At 40.7% G+C, this 21,325-nt stretch carries 22 protein-coding genes; 13 read left to right on the top strand and 9 right to left on the bottom strand.

The features are described 5' to 3' along the window. Position 1: 1 nt before the first annotated feature. Together frdC and frdD are read left to right on the top strand one after the other, a co-directional pair. Complete coding sequence (gene frdC, locus CKV69_RS05280) at positions 2-400, top strand: fumarate reductase subunit FrdC (RefSeq protein WP_005720692.1); 399 nt, start codon at positions 2-4, stop codon at positions 398-400. Between the two features lie 14 nt (positions 401-414). Next, positions 415-765, top strand: coding sequence for a fumarate reductase subunit FrdD (frdD, locus tag CKV69_RS05285; protein ID WP_005720690.1), 351 nt, complete (start codon positions 415-417; stop codon positions 763-765). Positions 766-1,051: 286 nt separating this feature from the next. On the opposite strand, the gene lptG is transcribed toward frdD, so the two are convergent. Beyond that, entirely contained in the window at positions 1,052-2,122 is a 1,071-nt protein-coding gene (lptG, locus tag CKV69_RS05290) for an LPS export ABC transporter permease LptG (protein WP_005720688.1), read from the bottom strand. Positions 2,123-2,128: 6 nt separating this feature from the next. After that, entirely contained in the window at positions 2,129-3,235 is a 1,107-nt protein-coding gene (gene lptF / locus CKV69_RS05295; RefSeq protein ID WP_014326233.1) for an LPS export ABC transporter permease LptF, read from the bottom strand. A gap of 118 nt (positions 3,236-3,353) precedes the next feature. Between lptF and CKV69_RS05300 the strand changes: the two genes are divergently transcribed. Next, positions 3,354-4,838, top strand: a complete 1,485-nt coding sequence (locus CKV69_RS05300) for a leucyl aminopeptidase (protein ID WP_014326234.1) — start codon at positions 3,354-3,356, stop codon at positions 4,836-4,838. 91 nt (positions 4,839-4,929) lie between these two features. Here CKV69_RS05300 and mtnN read toward each other — a convergent pair whose 3' ends face one another. The 4 genes from mtnN to dsbC all read right to left on the bottom strand — a co-directional run bounded on the left by mtnN (position 4,930) and on the right by dsbC (position 8,762). After that, entirely contained in the window at positions 4,930-5,619 is a 690-nt protein-coding gene (gene mtnN, locus CKV69_RS05305; RefSeq protein WP_010906521.1) for a 5'-methylthioadenosine/S-adenosylhomocysteine nucleosidase, read from the bottom strand. After that, positions 5,619-6,287 (bottom strand): thiol:disulfide interchange protein DsbA/DsbL, encoded by a 669-nt coding sequence (locus CKV69_RS05310; protein WP_014326235.1) that lies wholly within the window; start codon positions 6,285-6,287, stop codon positions 5,619-5,621. The genes mtnN and CKV69_RS05310 overlap by 1 nt, the downstream gene beginning before the upstream one ends. Before the next feature lie 7 nt (positions 6,288-6,294). Further along, positions 6,295-8,016, bottom strand: a complete 1,722-nt coding sequence (gene recJ / locus CKV69_RS05315; protein ID WP_016504274.1) for a single-stranded-DNA-specific exonuclease RecJ — start codon at positions 8,014-8,016, stop codon at positions 6,295-6,297. Positions 8,017-8,078: 62 nt separating this feature from the next. After that, positions 8,079-8,762, bottom strand: a complete 684-nt coding sequence (gene dsbC / locus CKV69_RS05320; protein WP_005756009.1) for a bifunctional protein-disulfide isomerase/oxidoreductase DsbC — start codon at positions 8,760-8,762, stop codon at positions 8,079-8,081. A 164-nt stretch (positions 8,763-8,926) separates the two neighbouring features. Here dsbC and prfB point away from each other — a divergent pair. The 10 genes from prfB to rnb all read left to right on the top strand — a co-directional run bounded on the left by prfB (position 8,927) and on the right by rnb (position 19,353). Next, a protein-coding gene (gene prfB / locus CKV69_RS05325; RefSeq protein WP_099771008.1) for a peptide chain release factor 2 occupies positions 8,927-10,025 on the top strand; the annotation gives its coding sequence in 2 pieces (ribosomal slippage) (positions 8,927-9,001 and positions 9,003-10,025; 1,098 coding nt in all). Between the two features lie 51 nt (positions 10,026-10,076). After that, the gene (gene lysS / locus CKV69_RS05330) at positions 10,077-11,582 is read left to right on the top strand and encodes a lysine--tRNA ligase (RefSeq protein ID WP_014326237.1); all 1,506 of its coding nucleotides are present in this window, start codon (positions 10,077-10,079) and stop codon (positions 11,580-11,582) included. A 55-nt stretch (positions 11,583-11,637) separates the two neighbouring features. Further along, entirely contained in the window at positions 11,638-12,876 is a 1,239-nt protein-coding gene (locus CKV69_RS05335; RefSeq protein WP_014326238.1) for a multifunctional sialyltransferase, read from the top strand. A 19-nt stretch (positions 12,877-12,895) separates the two neighbouring features. After that, complete coding sequence (locus CKV69_RS05340) at positions 12,896-13,567, top strand: acylneuraminate cytidylyltransferase family protein (RefSeq protein ID WP_014326239.1); 672 nt, start codon at positions 12,896-12,898, stop codon at positions 13,565-13,567. A gap of 146 nt (positions 13,568-13,713) precedes the next feature. Continuing rightward, positions 13,714-14,400: a 7-cyano-7-deazaguanine synthase QueC gene (gene queC, locus CKV69_RS05345; protein WP_014326240.1), complete on the top strand. Its 687-nt coding sequence runs from the start codon at positions 13,714-13,716 to the stop codon at positions 14,398-14,400. Next, positions 14,393-14,818 (top strand): 6-carboxytetrahydropterin synthase QueD, encoded by a 426-nt coding sequence (gene queD / locus CKV69_RS05350; protein WP_005723429.1) that lies wholly within the window; start codon positions 14,393-14,395, stop codon positions 14,816-14,818. The genes queC and queD overlap by 8 nt, the downstream gene beginning before the upstream one ends. A 5-nt stretch (positions 14,819-14,823) precedes the next feature. Further along, positions 14,824-15,453 (top strand): 7-carboxy-7-deazaguanine synthase QueE, encoded by a 630-nt coding sequence (locus CKV69_RS05355; protein WP_005720566.1) that lies wholly within the window; start codon positions 14,824-14,826, stop codon positions 15,451-15,453. Between the two features lie 237 nt (positions 15,454-15,690). Next, on the top strand, positions 15,691-16,446 hold the full coding sequence (locus CKV69_RS05360; RefSeq protein ID WP_005720561.1) for a Nif3-like dinuclear metal center hexameric protein: 756 nt from the start codon (positions 15,691-15,693) through the stop codon (positions 16,444-16,446). Positions 16,447-16,533: 87 nt separating this feature from the next. Then, positions 16,534-17,316, top strand: coding sequence for an enoyl-ACP reductase FabI (gene fabI, locus CKV69_RS05365; RefSeq protein WP_005753491.1), 783 nt, complete (start codon positions 16,534-16,536; stop codon positions 17,314-17,316). A 60-nt stretch (positions 17,317-17,376) separates the two neighbouring features. Continuing rightward, complete coding sequence (gene rnb, locus CKV69_RS05370; RefSeq protein ID WP_014326241.1) at positions 17,377-19,353, top strand: exoribonuclease II; 1,977 nt, start codon at positions 17,377-17,379, stop codon at positions 19,351-19,353. A 53-nt stretch (positions 19,354-19,406) separates the two neighbouring features. On the opposite strand, the gene murA is transcribed toward rnb, so the two are convergent. The 3 genes from murA to CKV69_RS05385 are packed head-to-tail and all read right to left on the bottom strand — an operon-like array spanning position 19,407 to position 21,321. Continuing rightward, positions 19,407-20,684, bottom strand: a complete 1,278-nt coding sequence (gene murA / locus CKV69_RS05375) for a UDP-N-acetylglucosamine 1-carboxyvinyltransferase (RefSeq protein ID WP_005723419.1) — start codon at positions 20,682-20,684, stop codon at positions 19,407-19,409. A 20-nt stretch (positions 20,685-20,704) separates the two neighbouring features. Then, positions 20,705-20,962, bottom strand: a complete 258-nt coding sequence (locus tag CKV69_RS05380; protein WP_005723418.1) for a BolA family protein — start codon at positions 20,960-20,962, stop codon at positions 20,705-20,707. Continuing rightward, positions 20,944-21,321, bottom strand: a complete 378-nt coding sequence (locus CKV69_RS05385) for an STAS domain-containing protein (RefSeq protein WP_014326243.1) — start codon at positions 21,319-21,321, stop codon at positions 20,944-20,946. The genes CKV69_RS05380 and CKV69_RS05385 overlap by 19 nt, the downstream gene beginning before the upstream one ends. Positions 21,322-21,325: the final 4 nt, after the last annotated feature.

A 21,325-nucleotide genomic window follows, 5' to 3' on the forward strand; every position in this document is an offset into this window, starting at 1 on the left:
AATGACAGCAACAACCAGTAAACGCAAAAAATACGTGCGTGAAATGAAACCAACTTGGTGGAAAAAGTTAGATTTTTACAAACTTTATATTGCGCGTGAAGCCACTGCAATTCCAACACTTTGGTTCTGTTTAGTCTTACTTTATGGAGTGATTAGCCTAGGTAGTTTAGACAGTTTTGGCAATTTCATTTCATTCTTGAAAAACCCGATTGTGATTATTTTAAATATCATCACACTCGGTGCAATGTTATTAAATACGGTGACTTACTATGTAATGACACCTAAAGTATTAAATATCATTGTTAAGAATGAACGAATTAATCCTAACATCATTACGATGGCATTGTGGGCGGTAACAGCCTTTATCAGCCTCGTCATTTTAGTCTTTATGTATGTATAAGCGAGGAGAGAAAGATGAAAGATACACCAAAACGTTCTAATGAACCTGTTGTATGGTTATTATTTGGCGCAGGAACAACTGTCAGTGCCATGTTCTATCCTGTGTTAGTATTAATTCTTGGCTTCTTGCTACCATTTGGTTTAATTGATCCTAAAAATATCATTGAACTTATAGGCTTCTTACACAGTCCATTAGGTAAATTACTGTTACTTGTGTTATTAATTTTCCCAATGTGGGGAGCAATGCACCGTATCCATCATGGTATGCATGACTTCAAAATCCACATTCCGGCAAGTGGTGTCATTTTCTATGGTTTATCTGTGCTTTATACGGTATTAGTTTGCTTCGCTGTATTTAGCTTATAATTCATCCCTAAATCACAAAAGGCGGATATGTTATCCGCCTTTCTTATATTATATTCCCTCTCTCCTTTCCTCATTCTTAGCAAGCAAGTTTTCTTCCTTCTATTTTCAAAAGGGCGTGCCTTATGATCATATTGAATCAATACGGGACGATTTCCCCAATGGATTTTGCTGAAATCTGTCGTGTATCGTGAACGAAATAGGCGATGTGTATGACAAGCATTGAATGAAAGTGCAAACAGAACAAAAATCTAACCGCAAAGTGCGGTCAGATTTCAGCATTTTTTGATTAGGTACGTTTACGGCTTAACAACCACCAAGTAATTAATAAAAATAAGACACTTGGCATTAAGGCGCCGGCTAATGGCGTTACATTGTACACTAAACTAAGAGGTCCAAAAATTTCATTGACCACATAGAACAGGAAGCCAAAACAAATTCCTGTCACAATGCGCGCTCCCGCGGTTACACTGCGCAAAGGACCAAAAATAAAGGATAGCGCTAACATCATCATCACGCCAACAGAGAGAGGCTGAAATAATTTACGCCAATAAGTTAATTCAAATTTCTTTGATTCCTGTCCTGTTTCACGTAAAAACGTAATATAGTTAGATAAGCCAGAAATGGATAAGGAGGTTGGTCTTAGTGAGGCAATACCAAGTTTATCCGGCGTTAAATTGGTTTGCCATTCAGCATTTACACGATTTACTGTCGTAATTTCATTTTCCGAAATTGCGGATTCTGTGAGGCGATGTAAAATCCATTTCCCTTCTTGATAAGTCGCTGTGTTAGCATGCTTAACTTGTTGTAATTGGCGATTTTCAGCAAAACGATAAATATACACATCACTTAACGCAATATCATCGGTAATCCGCTTAATATAAATAAATTCATTGCCATCTTTTGCCCAAATCCCATTTTTCACTGAGAGTAACGAGCCACCAGAAATGGCTTTGGAACGCATATCACGAGCAAATTGTTCGGTTTGAGGAATCCCCCATTCACCGATTAACATCGTAAGAATGACGAGGGGTAACGCAGTTTTCATCACAGCAAAACCGATCTTTAAACGCGAAAAACCAGATGCCTGCATCACAACCAATTCACTACGGCTGGCTAAGTTGCCTAACGCAATTAACGCGCCCAATAAAGCAGCCATCGGGAAAAAGGTTTCAATGTCTTTTGGGATCGTCAACACCGTATAAAGAATCGCTTGCCAAATATCGTAGGTACCTTTACCGACACTACGAAACTGCTCAACAAACTTAATAATGCCGGAAAGCCCTACTAGCATAATTAAGGTAGCAAAAATTGCGCCTAAAATACTTTTACCTAAATAACGGTCTAAGGTGCTCATCATTTTTGCTTATCCTTTTATCGCCAGATTCTTATTCAACCAATACCGCACTTTATACATCGAAGCGCTTCCCCAGCTATTCAACAAAAGCCCCAATAGGAAAAAGAGTATATTCACTAACGGCATTAATACGCTTCCATCCAATTTACCCGCAGCCCAAGCAGACTTCAGTGAACTTTGTAGCAGAAAATAAATTAAATACAGTAACAACGCGGGTAATACTTTTGCGAAACGACCTTGGCGAGGGTTCACTCGGCTTAATGGCACCGCTATCAGCGCCATTAAAGGCACCGCCAAGATCAGACTTAAACGCCAATTCAATTCTGCTTTAGCTGCCGGGGTATGAGTTTTCATCAAATCCCAAAAACCTAACTCTTCCGTTTCCTGTTCATCATTGTTTTTATCTTGATAACCTAAATAAGCTTGATACTCTTCAAAATGCGTAATACGGAAATCAGGAAAAGCACTGCTGCCTTCTACACGTTGGCTATTTTCAAGTTTGAGAATTTGATCCCCATTAGGCAGGGCTTTTAGCTCACCTTTCTCCGCTACCAGTACTGACGGTTTTAAATTGCCTCTCTCACGCGTTTGAAAAACATAAACATCATGAATGGTATTGTCTTTAATGCTGTCAATAAATAAGACAAATTCATTATTATTGGTGTTAATAAACTGCCCCGAAGCAAGCGCTCCCATTGTAGGATTGGCTTTTGCACCTTCCAAAATTTCACTTTGTTTTTGAATCGCCCAAGGTGTCAACCAAAACACATTATACGCGGCAATTGATGCGGTAAATAAAGAAAGAATAAGTACAACACGTACTAAGATTTTCTGTCCCACACCACAAGCACGCATCACCGTGATTTCACTCTCAGCATATAAACGACCAAAAGTTAATAAAATCGCAATAAATAAACATAGTGGCAACATCAATTGCGCCATGGTAGGCATACCAAGCCCTAATAAGGACATCACCAAATCTGCTGGTACTTTACCACTGGCTGCCGAGCCTAATACACGCACTAATTGCTGGCAGAAGAAAATAAGAAGTAAAATGAATAAGATCGCCAACTGGCTCTTCAACACTTCCTTTGTTAAATATCGAGTTAAAATCACATTATTGCCTATATTTTTCTTGCAATTTATATAGAATAGTTTAGTTTCAAGACTGCTTAATTTTCGTATGATAACGTATTTTTAAGGTGAAAACAGTAAAAATCTTTGTGAGGACAACATGGAATATCGCGTAAAATCAACCGCACTTTTAGACATAAAAAGTAATATTATTATTGGCTTATATGAGAATGGTGAACTATCACCATCCGCACAAAAAATCGATGAAATTTCTCAAGGCTATTTAAGCAAATTGATTCAATCTGGCGAAATCAAAGGTAAACTTGGACAAGTTTTGGTGTTACGTCATGTTCCTAACTACAGCGCAGAACGTGTTTTCGTGGTAGGCGCTGGTAAAAAAGGTGAGATTAACGAGAAACAATTTAAACAACTTATTCAAGACACTATCAACGCCGTTAAGGCCACCAGTGCAAAAGAGGTTATCAGCTACTTGTCTGATATCAAGATTAAAGATCGTGATCTCTACTGGAATATCCGTTTTAGCGTTGAAACCCTCGAAACCAGCGTCTATCAGTTCGAACAATTTAAAAGTAAAAAAAGCGAACAAGATGTGGCATTAACAGATGTCATTTTTAGCGTGGAAGGCGATGTTGCACAACAAGCTGTTAATCATGCCAAAGCAATTGCTTTAGGTGTACGCGCCGCCAAAGATGTAGCGAACTGTCCACCTAATGTTTGCAATCCTGTTTATTTAGCCGAACAAGCAAACGCGTTAGCCACACGATCTGACCTGATTAAAACCACTGTACTCGGTGAAAAAGACATGGCTGACTTAGGCATGAACGCTTACTTAGCGGTTTCACAAGGTTCTGTCAATGAAGCACAACTCTCCCTTATCGAATATCGTAATCATCCTAATCCAGATGCCAAGCCCATTGTGTTAGTCGGCAAAGGACTGACTTTTGATGCCGGTGGTATCTCGTTAAAGCCAGCTGAAAGCATGGATGAAATGAAATATGATATGGGCGGTGCCGCTTCTGTCTATGGGGTCATGAATGCCATTGCTGAATTAAAACTGCCATTAAACGTGATTGGCGTGTTAGCAGGTTGTGAAAACTTACCAGACGGTAATGCCTATCGACCGGGTGATATTTTAACCACAATGAAAGGCTTAACGGTTGAAGTGCTCAATACCGACGCGGAAGGGCGCTTAGTGTTATGTGATACGCTCACTTATGTAGAACGCTTTGAACCTGAACTGGTGATTGATGTGGCGACCTTAACTGGCGCTTGCGTAGTAGCACTGGGTGCACATAACAGCGGTTTAATCTCTACTGATGATAAATTAGCCAAAGATCTCGAACTCGCCGCGGCTCAAAGTACCGATAAAGCTTGGCGTTTGCCACTTGGTGAAGAATATCAAGAACAGCTGAAATCTAACTTTGCCGATTTAGCGAATATTGGTGGTCGTTGGGGCGGTGCCATTACTGCTGGCGCATTTTTATCCAACTTCACCGATAAATATCGCTGGGCGCATTTAGATATCGCAGGTACTGCTTGGTTACAAGGCGCAAACAAAGGAGCTACGGGTCGCCCTGTTCCTTTACTGGTACAATTCTTAATTAACCAAGCGACAGGTGAATAATCCCCCTAGCCACGACTAAAATCAAAAAGTGCGGTCAAAAATATCTCTATTTTTACCGCACTTTTACGATGATGTTTGATTCATCACTGCACTATAAATTATCAATCATCTCCAAAACCATTGCTGAAGATTGTTTCGCCGCCAGTGGCAAAAATTCCTCAAAAGACATACTCGCCTCACCGTCACCACTGTCTGAAATTGCCCTGACAACCACAAAAGGCACATTGAAGGCATGACATACTTGAGCAATTGCTGTCGCTTCCATTTCTACGGCCATAACCGTAGGGAAATCTGCTTTAATCTGCGCTAACGGTGTCCCACCTTGAATAAAACTGTCCCCAGAACAAATCAAACCACGTTTAACTTGTTGCTGTTGTTGAACAGCGATCTTTTCTGCCAGTTGTACTAACTTCTCGTCAGATTGGAATCGTGCTGGGCAAGCGGGCAACTGTCCTTTAGCATAACCAAATGCCGTCACATCAGCATCGTGGTAAACCGTTTCATCAGAAATCACAATATCCCCGACGTTAAGCCCTGTCGCCACACCGCCTGCCGAACCGGTATTAATGACCAAATCAGGTTTGCACATCTCTAACAATAAAGTGGCACCGATTGCAGCGGCGACTTTGCCAATGCCAGATTGTAATAAGGCAACTGCTTTACCATGAATCATGCCTTCATAAATTGTGCAACTGGCGACTTGGGTAACGCGTTTATCTTGCATTAAATCTGCCAACATTTGAACTTCTTGTGCCATCGCACCCACAATACCAATTTTCATTATTTTTGTTTTTCCTTCATTAATTTACTTACTAAAAAATCTAACACCGCAAAGCTGTAATCATCACTATATAAGGTGCTAGCAGTTAAGACATAACGTCCATCAATCACCACATAAGGAAAAGTAAATACCCCATATTCTTCGGTCAATTTTTCTGCCTGTTCAACGGCTTTTGCGACCTTAACCGAATACAGCGCTTTGGTAAAATCATCCGTATTGACCCCTTGCCCATCTAGCCATAAGCGCAAATCATGAAAACGCGAAAGCTGTCCATAACGGTGTTTATCTGCGGTTTCAAATAACAACAACGCTGAAATATCCTCTGCTTGAATTTCTTTTAAGGCATAAAAAATCAGCGCAGAATAATGCGCTTTTTCTGCAGCAATCGGTAATTCTTTTAACACTACTTTATCAAAATTAATTTGCGAATACAGTTCTAAGATATCAAGTGCCGAAGAACATACACGACAGTCATAATCAAAAAAAAACTGAATTAAAATGGGGTCGGAGGGGTTCGCCTGATAAACCGGTTCTTGATAAGAAAAGTAATCACGCCCTTCAAGAAAAAGTGGGGATTTATCGGAATGCAACGAAACCGAGATCGGCGTTGCCAGCGCACACTGTGCAACACTCCATACGAAAAGAAAGAGAAAACCGATCCGCCACATAGTCAAGTTAAGTCCCTATCGGTACAATATAATCCACTAATAACTGAAGATGACGATTGCCCCGAAACTCATTAATGTCTAATTTATATGCCAATTTTGCTAATTTTATCGACAAGTCAGGATAATAACGAGTATCGACGTTAAAGGCAATGGCGTCGAGCAATGGTCCACCCTGTTTTGGTTCGACCATCATTTTAAGATGTTTTTCGCCAACTAAACGTTGCTGTAAAATTTTAAACTCGCCGTCAAATACGGGTTCTGGAAACGCTTGCCCCCAAGGTCCCGCCTCTTTCAAGCATTCCGCGGTTGTTAAACTTAATTGAACACTATCAAGCTCACCATCCGTCCACACAATACCTTGTCGCTGACCTTCATCAAGCCAATCACCAACAATTTGATTAAATGCCTGCTGAAAATCAGCAAAACGGCTTTCTTGAATGGTTAAGCCTGCCGCCATCGCATGCCCACCAAACTTTAAAATCATGTCAGGATACAAACAATGAATGCGCTCTAACGCATCACGTAAATGTAATCCCTCAACGGAACGGGCTGAGCCTTTTAGAATACCGGCTTGCTCTTGCGCAAATGCAACCACAGGACGATGAAAATGATCTTTAATACGTGAAGCCACAATCCCTAACACCCCTTGGTGCCAGTCCGCTTGATACAGCGCAATGCCGAACGGAAGGGTTTGTTGAAGTGCGGTCAATTGACGGCAAATTTCTAATGCCTCAAGTTTCATGCCTTGCTCAATTTCTTTACGCGTTTGATTCAAACCATCTAATTCAAGTGCCAATGCTCGCGCGCTTGCCATATCTTCAGCCAATAAAAGCTCAACACCGACTGACATATTATCTAAACGCCCTGCCGCATTTAAACGTGGTGCAAGAGAAAAACCTAAATCCGAAGTAGATAACTGACGCATATCTCGATTAGCCACTTCTGCTAACGCACGAATACCGCAACGACAACGTTCTGCGCGAATACGTGCTAAACCTTGATAGGCTAAAATACGATTATTTTGATCTAAGGGCACCACATCGGCAATAGTACCTAAGGCGACGAGATCCAATAAGTCGGTGAAATTCGGTTGCGTTTGCTGATTAAATATCCCCAACTCACGAAATTTCGCGCGCAATGCTAACATTAAATAGAAAGTAACTCCGACACCGGCTAAGGCTTTTGACGGAAAAGCACAGCTTGATAAATTAGGATTGACAATGGCATCCGCGTCGGGCAATTGTGTAGGTGGCAAATGATGATCAGTAATTAAGACCTTGACCCCTTGCGCTTTTAAAAAACCCACCCCCTCGACTGAGGATACCCCGTTATCGACGGTCATTAATAGCTGTACATCTTTTTCTAAAGCTTGCTCTGCTACCGCGATGCTCAAACCATAACCTTGTTCAAAACGATTAGGAATTAAAAACGCCACTTGTGTAAAGCCTAATTGACGTAATGCGAGTACAGCTAAGGCGGTGCTAGTGGCACCATCTGCATCAAAATCGCCCACAATTACAATCTTTTCTTGTTGCTTATAGGCTTGTACGAAGAGAGTGACCGCCGCTTCAATTCCATCCAGTTGTTGCGGATGTAAAAGGGCAGCTAAAGTGCGGTCTAATTGTTGAGGATGTTGAATCTGCCGTGCACGATAGAGGCGATCAAGTAAGGGATCAGAAGACACCGCCTCACCTAAAGGAACAGCACGACGTTGGATTAATTTATTCACTAAAGACATTCCTAAGACAAGAATAAATGAGGACGCAGAAAGCGTCCTTATTTAATAGCCGATTACTGGGCTAACTCCGACAATAAATCAGCGGGTTTTAAATACCCTCCAATCAATTCGCCTTTCTCGGTCACAATACTTGGGGTACCATTCACACCAAATTGTAAGCCTAACTGGTAATGTTTTTTGGTGATATTAGCGTCTTTCAACGTTTTTGGTGGATTACCATTAATCGCTTCAGTTAATGCAAACTGAGGATCTTGTGCAGTAAAGATCGCTTCCATTTCACGTGCTGTTTTCGATTGCACGCCACCACGCGGGAAAGCAAGGTAACGTACTGTAATGCCGAGATCATTATATTCTTTAATTTGTTTATGTAACACTTTGCAGTAATGGCACGAAGTATCCATGAACACGGTAATCACATGTTTTTCATCTTTTGCGGGATAAACGACCATTTCATTTTTATAAGCCGTTAATTTATCTAGTAATAAGCTTGATGACACATCGCGTAATCCTTTCTCTGACAGTGCATATAACTTACCATCAAGAATATATTTCGCGTCCTCTGTGATGTAAAAAATACCATTGTCCGTCACTGCGGTTTTGATGCCTTTCACAGGCGAATCGCTCACTTCTACACCAGATAAGCCCATTTTTTGCAACTGTTCTACCACTTGCTGTGAATTGGCAAACGTCAAACTCGACATCCCCAACATCAAAAGTGTGCTCAAGATCTTTTTCATTTTGGTCCCATTGTTAACAATAAAAATACAAATAGCGAATTGAGCAATTATAAAGAGATCCAATATTTGTGCAAGTAGCGCCTAAAAAATTGCCTACCATAAGCCACTAAAATAGCTTATAATTGCTATTTGTTTTCTCTTTAAAATCTGAACGTATTTGAATTATGTTTGAAATCAATCCTATCAGAAATAAAATCTCAGACCTCACCGAACGCACGCAAGTGTTGAGGGGGTATCTTTGACTTCGATGCGAAAGTTGAACGTTTAGAAGAAGTCAATGCCGAACTCGAACAACCTGATGTGTGGAACGAACCAGAAAAAGCACAAGCATTAGGTAAAGAACGGGTTGCCTTAGAAGGGGTCGTCAATACAATCCATACACTTGATCAAGGCTTAGAAGATGTCGAAGGGCTACTCGAACTGGCAATTGAAGCCGAAGATGAAGCGACTTTCCATGAAGCCGTCGCAGAGCTCGAAGAATTAGAACAACAGTTGGCAAAATTAGAATTTCGCCGTATGTTTAGTGGTCAACATGATGCAGCAGACTGCTATGTTGACTTACAAGCGGGCTCTGGTGGTACCGAAGCACAAGATTGGACTGAAATGTTACTGCGTATGTATTTACGCTGGGCTGAAAGTAAAGGCTTTAAAACCGAATTAATGGAAGTGTCCGATGGGGATGTTGCCGGAATTAAATCCGCCACAATTAAAGTTTCTGGTGAATATGCTTTTGGTTGGCTACGCACAGAAACCGGCATTCACCGTTTAGTACGCAAAAGTCCATTTGACTCCAACAATCGTCGTCATACCTCATTTAGTGCGGCATTCGTTTATCCTGAAATTGATGACGATATTGATATCGACATTAATCCTGCAGATCTGCGTATTGATGTTTATCGTGCTTCAGGTGCCGGTGGTCAGCACGTCAATAAAACCGAAAGTGCGGTGCGTATTACCCATATTCCAAGTGGCATTGTGGTGCAATGCCAAAATGATCGCTCTCAACATAAAAACAAAGATCAATGTATGAAACAGTTGAAAGCGAAACTGTATGAAATGGAATTGCAAAAGAAGAATGCCGATAAACAAGCCATGGAAGACAACAAATCCGATATTGGTTGGGGCAGTCAAATCCGTTCCTATGTGTTAGACGATTCACGCATTAAAGATTTACGCACGGGTGTGGAAAATCGCAATACTCAAGCAGTGCTCGATGGCGACTTAGATCGCTTTATTGAGGCCAGTTTAAAAGCCGGATTATAAATCCTCTGGGGGCTTCCCCCGACTAAAAATACTAAAAATTAGGTAACCAAAATGTCAGAACAAACTCAAGAACTTGATCTTAATGGCGAGATGTTAGTCCGCCGTGAAAAATTAGCCGCGTTGCGCGCTAAAGGTAACCCATTTCCAAATACATTTCGTCGTGATGCGCTTGCACAAGATTTACACGCAAACTACGATGCACTTGAAGGCGAAGCATTAAAAGCACAAGAAGTCGAAGTAAAAGTCGCTGGACGTATTATGACGCGTCGTGCAATGGGTAAGGCGACTTTTATCACCTTGCAAGATATGTCTGGTCGTATTCAACTCTATATCGCACGTGATAATTTGCCAGAAGGTGTTTATGCTGACGATGTGGGACAGTGGGATTTAGGCGATATCATTGGCGTAAAAGGCACCTTATTTAAAACCAAAACCAATGAATTAACCGTACGTTGTACTGAAGTGCAGTTATTAACCAAAGCATTACGCCCATTACCAGATAAATTCCATGGTCTAAGCGATCAAGAAACACGCTATCGTCAACGTTATTTAGATTTAATTGCAAACGAAGACTCACGTCGTACTTTCATTATTCGTTCTAAAGTGATTGCGGGTATTCGTGAATATTTTCTGTCAAAAGGCTTTATGGAAGTAGAAACCCCGATGTTACAAATTATTCCGGGTGGGGCTTCTGCACGTCCATTTGTAACACATCATAATGCATTAGATGTGGATATGTATTTACGTATTGCGCCTGAGCTTTATTTAAAACGCTTAGTGGTTGGTGGCTTTGAACGTGTCTTTGAATTAAACCGCAACTTCCGTAACGAAGGGGTGTCTGTTCGCCATAACCCAGAATTTACCATGCTCGAATACTACCAAGCCTATGCGGATTACCATGATTTAATGGATAATACTGAAGAATTGTTACGTAAACTGGCAATGGACATTTTAGGCACGACGATTGTCCCTTATGGTGAGCTTGAATTTGATTTTGGCAAACCATTTGAACGTATCACGATGCATGATGCCATTTTGAAATACGGCGCAGAAAAAGGTATCGTCAAAGAGGATTTATATGACTTTGATCGTGCTGTTGCCGTTGCGAAAAAATTAGGTATTGAAGTACAAAAATCGTGGGGTTTAGGCAGTCTAGTCAATGTAATTTTTGAAGAGGTGGCGGAGCATCACTTAATTCAGCCAACGTTCTTAATGGCACACCCTGCCGAAATTTCGCCATTAGCGCGTCGTAATGATGAAAATCCAGAGGTCACTGACCGTTTTGAATTATTCATCGGTGGACGTGAAATTGGTAACGGTTTCTCTGAGTTAAACGATGCCGAAGATCAAAACGAACGCTTTGACGCACAAGTTGCGGCGAAAGAAGCAGGGGATGATGAAGCGATGTTTAAAGACGAAGATTTCGTGACCGCTCTTGAACATGGCTTACCACCAACAGCAGGCGAAGGGTTAGGTATCGACCGCTTAGCGATGCTATTCGCGAATGCGGCCTCCATTCGAGATGTGATACTCTTCCCAGCAATGAAGCAGAAATAATTCTCTCTATCCCCAGCATCCTGCTGGGGATAACCTCTCTCACAGGATCTTTAATATGAAAAATCGTCGACTCAATTTCAAACTGTTTTTCCTCATCATTTTTTCATTATTCAGCACACTGAGTTGGTCAAAAACAATCACGCTGTATTTAGATCCTGCCTCCTTACCGGCATTAAATCAGCTGATGGACTTTACGCAAAATAATGAAGATAAAACACATCCACGTATTTTTGGTCTTTCTCGCTTTAAAATCCCTGACAACATTATTACACAGTATCAAAATATCCATTTCGTCGAACTCAAAGATAATCGTCCTACTGAAGCACTTTTTACGATTTTAGATCAATACCCTGGTAACATTGAGTTAGATATACACTTAAATATTGCTCATTCCGTTCAATTAATTCGTCCGATTTTGGCATATCGTTTTAAACATTTAGATCGTGTATCAATTCAGCGATTAAATCTTTATGACGATGGCTCAATGGAATATGTTGATTTAGAAAAAGAAGAAAATAAAGATATTTCCGCAGAAATTAAGCAAGCAGAAAAACAACTTTCTCACTATTTGCTTACCGGTAAAATAAAATTTGATAACCCAACTATTGCTCGTTATGTCTGGCAATCTGCGTTCCCAGTAAAATATCATTTTTTAAGTACAGACTATTTTGAAAAAGCCGAATTTTTACAACCACTAAAAGAATATTTAGCGGAAAATTATCAAAAAATGGACTGGACCGCTTACCAACAGCTGACTCCAGAACAGCAAGCATTCTACTTAACATTGGTAGGCTTCAATGACGAAGTCAAGCAGTCGTTAGAAGTGCAACAAGCCAAATTTATCTTTACCGGCACGACAACTTGGGAAGGAAATACCGATGTGCGAGAATACTACGCACAGCAACAACTTAATTTACTTAATCACTTTACCCAAGCTGAGGGCGATTTATTTATTGGTGATCATTATAAAATCTACTTTAAAGGGCATCCTAGAGGTGGTGAAATTAATGACTACATTCTGAACAATGCTAAAAATATCACCAATATCCCTGCCAATATTTCCTTTGAAGTATTGATGATGACAGGCTTATTACCTGATAAAGTGGGTGGTGTTGCAAGTTCACTGTATTTCTCCTTACCAAAAGAAAAAATTAGCCATATTATTTTCACATCGAATAAACAAGTGAAAAGCAAAGAAGATGCGCTAAATAATCCGTATGTTAAGGTCATGCGTCGTTTAGGTATAATTGACGAATCACAAGTCATCTTTTGGGACAGTTTAAAACAGTTGTAATCCAAGATAGGAGCTTATTATGACAAATATTGCGATCATTCCTGCACGAGCCGGCTCAAAAGGGATTCCAGATAAAAACCTGCAGCCCGTGGGTGGGCATTCTCTGATTGGACGTGCTATTTTAGCGGCAAAAAATGCTGACGTTTTCGATATGATTGTCGTAACCTCTGATGGTGATAATATCTTACGTGAAGCAGAAAAATATGGGGCATTAGCGCTGAAAAGACCCGCTGAGTTGGCCCAAGACAATTCAAGAACCATTGATGCTATTTTACATGCACTAGAGAGCTTAAATATTCGCGAAGGCACTTGTACCCTATTACAACCGACTAGCCCATTACGTGATCATTTAGATATCAAAAATGCGATGGATATGTATGCCAATGGCGGAGTACACTCTGTGGTGTCGGCGTGCGAGTGTGAACATCATCCCTATAAAGCTTTTGCGTTAAGCAAAGATCATGAAGTTTTGCCTGTACGTGAAATTGCTGATTTTGAAGCCGCACGCCAAACTTTACCGAAAATGTATCGTGCAAATGGTGCCATTTATATTAATGACATTGCACAATTGCTAAAAGAAAAATATTTCTTCATTCCGCCTCTCAAATTCTACTTAATGCCAACTTATCGTTCTGTGGATATTGATGTGAAGCAGGATTTAGAACTCGCGGAAATTTTATCCAATAAATGACCGCACTTTTGTCGTCAGTAGGTCTTGGTTAAGCCAGTTAGCAGTAAAACGACGTTTAAACAAGCCTACTGTTTCTTTTCATAGTGGTTCGTAACCCTCCCACTTGAACAACCAACAATTGTTCGAAACAAAACTAGGAAAATAGTATGCAGTTAACCAACCCAAACCGCGATCGTAAAGCGGTCGTTATCTTTTCGGGTGGACAAGATTCCACCACTTGTCTCTTTCAAGCAATACAAGATTATGGCATAGAAAATGTGGAAGTTGTAACGTTCCAATACGGTCAACGCCACGCGATTGAATTAGAGAAAGCTAAATGGATTGCCCAAGATCTTGGCGTCAAACAAACGTTAATTGACACTTCCGTCATTAAAGCGATTACGCAAAATGCCTTAATGGACGAACAGGCAAGAATTGAGCAACATGGCAGTACACCGAATACTTTCGTTGACGGTCGCAATGCCCTGTTTTTACTTTATACCGCCATCTATGCCAAAGGTCAGGATATTCAAGACATTATCACAGGCGTCTGTGAAACGGATTTTAGTGGCTATCCAGATTGTCGTGATGTGTTTATTAAATCCATGAATGTCACGCTTAATCTGGCAATGGATTACCAATTCCATCTTAAAACCCCTTTAATGTATCTCACAAAAGCACAAACTTGGCAATTAGCGGACGAACTCGGTGTGTTAGATTATATTCGTCAACATACCCATACTTGTTATATGGGAGTGGAACAAGGTTGCGGTGAATGCCCGAGTTGTGTATTACGCGAGAAAGGATTGCGTGAATATTTATCTAGTAAAAGTGAGGGGGAAATTGATGTTTAAAATTGCAAAAGAATTTAGTTTTGATATGGCACATATGCTCGATGGGCATGATGGCAAATGCAAAAATTTACATGGGCATACTTACAAATTACAAGTAGAGCTCTGTGGTGAATTACATCAAACCGGTCCGAAAAAAGGCATGGTGATTGATTTTTCCGATTTAAAAGATATCGTTAAACAGCACATTTTAGATCCCATGGATCATGCGTTTATTTATGATTGCAGCAGTGAAAAAGAATCGAAAGTGGCTCATTTATTGCAATCACTGGATTCAAAAACGTTTGCACTACCCACGCGTACTACCGCCGAAGAAATGGCGCGCTTTATGTTTAATTGTTTGAAATATGAGGCACATTTACCGGTATCGGCGATCCGCTTATGGGAAACCCCCACTTCATTTTGTGAATATAAGGAATAAGTGCGGTGCAAATTCAAGAAATTTTCGAGCCTGAATACGCTATTGTGGAGATCTTTGAAAGCTTACAAGGGGAAGGCTTTAATACAGGGATGCCAAGCATTTTTGTGCGTTTTGGTAAATGTAATTTAGCCTGTCCTTGGTGCGATACGCCTTACAATCAATATACGACTTGGACACTCAGCAAAATTGTACAAAAAGTGCGGTCGTTTTCAGCAAAAAATATTATTATCACTGGCGGTGAACCTACTATCGTGCCCAAAATTGGCGTGTTACTTGATGCGCTAAAAGCCGAAGGCTACTTTTTAGCAATCGAAACCAATGGGTTAAAAAGTATTCCAAACCAAATTGATTACATTGCTACCAGTCCAAAACGTTTGTATCAACATAAATATCAACAGAAATGTATTCCTTTTGCCCATGAGGTACGCATTGTGGCAGATGAAAATGTCATCGCATTTTGTGAGCAAATTGAACAACAGATCCGAGCAGATCATTATTACCTCTCGCCTTGTGAAGTAAATGGTGAAATGAATTTGCTTGAAACAATCACACAAATAGGGCGCTTAAATCAGCGTGTTAACAAGCCTAAATGGCAGCTTAGCATTCAAACCCATAAACTCATTGGGATTGAATAATTGTCAATTTATTTACTTTATTTGCATTTACCTCTTTTTAGTAGTTGACCATTATATAATAAAGTATACAATGGGCTTGTTTTTAATTTGAAGTAGTAAATACGCTTGGCTAATGCGATTCTTCCCCCACAATCTTGAAAAAGATGTTCGCATTAGCCATTTTTTTCTTCTTATTCTCGCCTAAATCCTTTACCATGATCCGCATTCAATTTCCCTTATTCATCATGAGAAAGACCTATGAACGCCCTTGAACTTGAACAGATTTTAAATCACAAACTCAACTCCCAAGCCATCTCTGATTACGCCCCAAATGGTCTACAAGTGGAAGGAAAAAAGGACATCAAAAAAATCATTACAGGGGTTACCGCAAGTCAAGCTTTAATTGAGTATGCCGTTAGTCAAAACGCCGATGCGATTTTGGTTCATCATGGCTATTTTTGGAAAAGTGAAAACCCTTGTATTCGTGGTATGAAAGGGAAACGTATCAAAACACTCTTAGTCAATGACATCAATTTATATGGTTATCACTTACCATTAGATGTTCACCCTGAATTAGGTAACAACGCTCGTCTTGCTGCCCTACTAGAGATTGAGGATTTACAGCCCTTAGAACAAGGTACGGTAAGTATTCCCGTTTATGGTACCTTAAAAACACCGTTAACCAGCGATGCCTTTGCTGCCCGAATTGAGCAAGTGCTAAAACGTAAACCTCTAGTATGCAGCGACAATGCGCCGCACCTTATTCGTACAGTGGGTATTTGTACGGGAGGAGGACAGAGTTATATTGATTTAGCAGCCAACCAAGGTGTTGATGCCTTCATTAGTGGTGAAGTGTCGGAGCAAACTATCCACTCTGCCCGTGAACAAGGTATTCATTTTTTTGCAGCAGGTCACCATGCCACAGAACGCTATGGCATAAAAGCCTTAGGCGAATGGCTCAGTCAGCACTATGATCTTGAGGTGGAATTTAAAGATATTGATAATCCTGCTTAAGAAAATAGGATATAAGGTCCGCTTTGTATTTATTCACATTTTCCCTTATACTAGCCAGAATTTTTAACATACGAAAAGGTATTGATTATGGGTTTCTTAACAAACAAACGTATTTTAATTGCCGGTGTGGCAAGTAATCGTTCTATTGCTTACGGTATCGCACAAGCAATGAAACGTGAAGGGGCAGAACTCGCTTTCACGTATCAAAATGATAAATTAAAAGGGCGTGTAGAAGAATTTGCTAAAGAATTAGGTTCTGATATTGTGATTCCTTGTGATGTGGGCACGGATGAAAGTATCGAACAATGCTTTGCTGAATTAGCTAAACACTGGGAAAAATTTGATGGTTTTGTTCATTCTATCGCTTTTGCGCCGGGCGACCAATTAGACGGTGATTATGTGGATGCAGTAAACCGCGAAGGTTTCCGTATTGCACACGATGTGAGTTCATATAGCTTTGTTGCGATGGCAAAAGCCGCGCGTGGCATGTTGAATCCGAACTCAGCCCTTTTAACACTTTCCTACTTAGGGGCAGAACGTGCAATTCCTAACTATAACGTGATGGGCCTAGCCAAAGCCTCATTAGAAGCTAATACGCGTTTTATGGCAGCAGCATTAGGTAAAGACGGTATCCGCGTAAATGCAATCTCTGCAGGACCAATTCGTACACTTGCCGCCTCTGGTATTAAAAACTTCAAGAAAATGCTCGCAAACTTCGAACAAACCGCACCATTACGCCGTACTGTGACGATTGAAGATGTCGGTAACTCTGCAGCTTTCTTATGCTCAGATTTAAGTGCCGGTATCACAGGTGAAGTGGTCCATGTTGATGCCGGTTTCAGCATCGTAGCTATGGGTGAACTCGAATAAGTTTTACATGTTATATAAGAGCGGACATCAGTCCGCTTTCATTTTTTATGGATAGCCTCAATGTTCCAAAATAATCCCCTCCTTTCACAATTAAAACAACAAATCCGAGACAGCAAACAACAGGTCGAAGGTATCGTAAAAGGTTCAGATAAAGCCTTTGGTTTTCTTGAGTGTGATAAAAAAAGTTACTTTATTCCCCCTGCTGCAATGAAGAAAGTCATGCATGGTGACAAAATCAAAGCCCTAATTGAAGTCGTTGGTGAAAAAGAACAAGCCGAACCCGATGCCTTAATTGAGCCAATGCTCACACGCTTTATCGCGCGTGTGCGTTTCAATAAAGATAAAAAATTACAAGTGCTCGTCGATCATCCACAAATCAATCAAGCCATTGGTGCCGCCCAAGATAAATCAATAACAGAAACGTTACAAGAAGGGGATTGGGTCGTTGCTACTTTAAAAACACACCCATTACGTGATGACAGATTCTTTTTCGCTCAAATTCAGCAATTTATTTGCCGTGCAGAAGATGAACTCGCGCCTTGGTGGGTCACGCTAGCACGTCATGGACAATCGCGTTATCCTGTGCAAGGTTGTGCAGATTATCCAATGATAGATCAACATACACGTGAAGATTTGACCGCATTGCATTTTATCACCATTGATGCGGAAACGACGTTGGACATGGATGATGCGCTTTACCTTGAGCCTATTCATCAAGCGGAGGAACAGATTGGTTGGCGTTTAGTGGTCGCCGTTGCCGATCCAACTGCTTATATCCCGCTTGATTCACAAATTGAACAAGAAGCCAGACAACGGTGTTTTACCAATTATCTACCGGGCTTCAACATTCCAATGTTACCACCGGAATTGTCTGATGAACGTTGTTCTTTAATGCAAGACGAAATTCGTCCGGCGTTGGTCTGCTATATCGAAACCGATTTAACCGGTAATATCACTGAAAAACCGCGCTTTGTTTCCGCTTATGTACAATCCAAAGCGAAATTAGCCTATGATCACGTCTCTGATTATTTAGAAAATTGTCTTGATGCATGGCAGCCTGAAAATCCACAAATCGCACAACAAATCCAATGGCTTCATCAATTTAGTCAAGCACGCATCGAGTGGCGTAAACAACATGCTTTGTTATTTAAAGAAAAGCCAGACTATTCGTTTATCTTAGCGGAGAATGGCAGCGTACAAGCCATTCAAGCACAATATCGTCGCATTGCGAATCAAATGGTAGAGGAATGTATGATCCTCGCCAACATTTGTGCTGCACACTATCTCGATGAACATGCTAAGTGTGGTATTTTTAATACGCATTCTGGTTTTGATAAAAAATACCTAGAGAGTGCACATCAATTTTTATTAAATCAGTTAAGTGATGAAACAAACCAAGCCGTCTTAGCAACACGTTATTCTGTAGCGAATTTAACAACATTAGCGGGCTATTGCCAAATGCGCCATGATATTGAGTTATTAAATAGTGACTATCTCGAATTGCGTTTACGTCGTTTCTTAACATTTGCTGAATTTAAATCTGAAATCGCACCGCACTTTGGTTTAGGCTTATCGGGTTATGCGACCTGGACATCCCCGATTCGTAAATATTCCGATATAGTCAATCATCGCTTAATTAAAGCTGTGTTAACCCAACAAACTTGTGAGAAACCGCAAGATGACCTGTTCGTACGTTTGCAAGAAGCGCGTCGTCAAAACCGTTTAGTAGAGCGTGATATTGCAGATTGGCTTTATTGTCGTTATCTGGCAACACAAGTGGAACAAAAACCAACATTCCAAGCGGAAATTCAAGATGTGATGCGAGGGGGATTACGTGTGCAACTGCTTGCTAATGGTGCACCGATGTTTATCCCTGCCTCCTTAATTCACGACAATAAGGAAGCGATTCAAGTCAATACGGATACGCTTACTCTGTCTATTCAAGGTGAAGTGAAATATAAATTAGGAGATATCATTCAGGTGCAACTCTTGGACGTGAAAGAAGAAACGCGTAGTATTGTCGGCACTCTTTGTTAAATGTAAAAAGGGAAATCACTGATTTCCCTTTCTTTTTCTTATTAAGCCATGGCTTAACTTTCTTCACTTTGTGCTGAAAAACGTTCGATACGTGCGCCTAAGCCACGCAGTTTTTCTTCGATTCGCTCGTAGCCACGATCAATGTGATAAATACGATCGACAATGGTTTCACCGGTAGCAATACATCCAGCCAGAACTAAACTGATAGAAGCCCGTAAATCCGTTGCCATCACTTCAGCGCCACTTAAATGATCAACACCATGGCAAATCGCTGTATTGCCTTCAATTTCAGCTTTGCCCCCCATACGAATAAGCTCTGGGATATGCATAAAGCGATTTTCAAAAATGGTTTCAGTAATGATACTGGTACCACATGCCACCATGTTTAATAAAGTAAATTGTGCTTGCATATCCGTTGGAAAACCGGGATAAGGTGCAGTACGAATATTGACAGCTCGTGGTCGATTACCCAGCATATCCAAAGTAATGCTGTTTTCTGTCACATCCACTTGGGCTCCTGCCTCACGTAATTTATCAATTACCGCATCCAAAGTATCTGCTTTGGTATTTTTACATTCAATGCGTCCACCTGAAATGGCGGCAGCCACTAAGAAAGTCCCTGTTTCAATGCGATCAGGCACAATGCTATGCTCACAACCACCTAAACGCTCAACGCCTTCCACGGTAATAGTATCAGTACCAGCCCCTACAATTTTAGCCCCCATTTTATTCAAAAACAGTGCTGTATCCGTAATTTCCGGTTCACGTGCAGCATTCTCAATGATGGTTTTCCCTTTGGCCAGTGTTGCCGCCATCATAATAGATAACGTTGCGCCCACACTCACTTTTTCCATCACAATACGAGTACCGACTAAACAGTGATCAACATAGGCTTTTACATAGCCATCTTCTAAAATGATGCTTGCCCCTAAACGTTCTAAACCACTGATATGTAGATCCACTGGACGAGCACCAATAGAACAGCCTCCCGGTAAAGACACTTGACCACGATGAAAACGCGCCACTAACGGGGCTAATGCCCAAATTGACGCACGCATGGTTTTAACCAGTTCATAAGGTGCAACGAAGTGATCAATTTTTGACGCATCTAAGTGCACCGCCCCTTCAGCATCACGTTCAACAACGACACCGAGTTTGCGCAGAATTTTTAAGGTGGTTTCAATATCTTTTAATTCTGGTACATTGGTCAATTTAACTGGCTCTTGCGCTAAAATCGCTGCAAATAAAATAGGCAACGCGGCATTCTTTGCCCCTGAAATATTCACAGAACCTCTTAAACGTGACTGACCGTACACACGAAATTTTTGCATAAAATATCCTATCTTTTATTTCAAGACGGCTGATTGAGTAAGCGTTCACGCTTCCATTTTTCAACTGTATAGGTTTTAATTGTTAATGCATGAATTGCATTACTTGAAATATGTGCCATTAATGGGGCATAAATTAATTGTTGTTGCTTTACTCTCGATAAACCCGCAAATTCATCGCTCACAGCAATTACACCATAGTGTGCATTTTCGCCTTGTACATACACTTCATCTAGCTTTAAGGCGTCTTTTAAAATTCGTTCTATTTCTTGCGTTTCCATTTATCATTTCCGTCGGATTGAACAAATGTTGCTATCCAGTCAGATAGCCCAAATAAATCCGCCAATGTCAATAATTGGCGCGGTGCATTATGTAAAATAATACTTGTCTCTTGCTTCATCACTTTCTGGCAATGCCTAATAAAATCACACAATAAAGCAAATCCTGCCGAATCGACTCTCGCGACATCTGTCAAATCCCAGTATAAGGTTTGTACCTGGCTCTTTTCTTCAGGCAAAAAAGAAGCACGCTGCGACCATAGCGGTAGCAACGTGTCACGAGATAACTCTCCGGCTAATCGGAGCGTTATCTTATCATTATTTTGTTCGCTTGCCCAAGTTAAACTTTTATCCATTTTCATGCGA

It is taken from the genome of Pasteurella multocida, assembly GCF_900187275.1.
GTDB classification, from domain to species: domain Bacteria; phylum Pseudomonadota; class Gammaproteobacteria; order Enterobacterales; family Pasteurellaceae; genus Pasteurella; species Pasteurella multocida.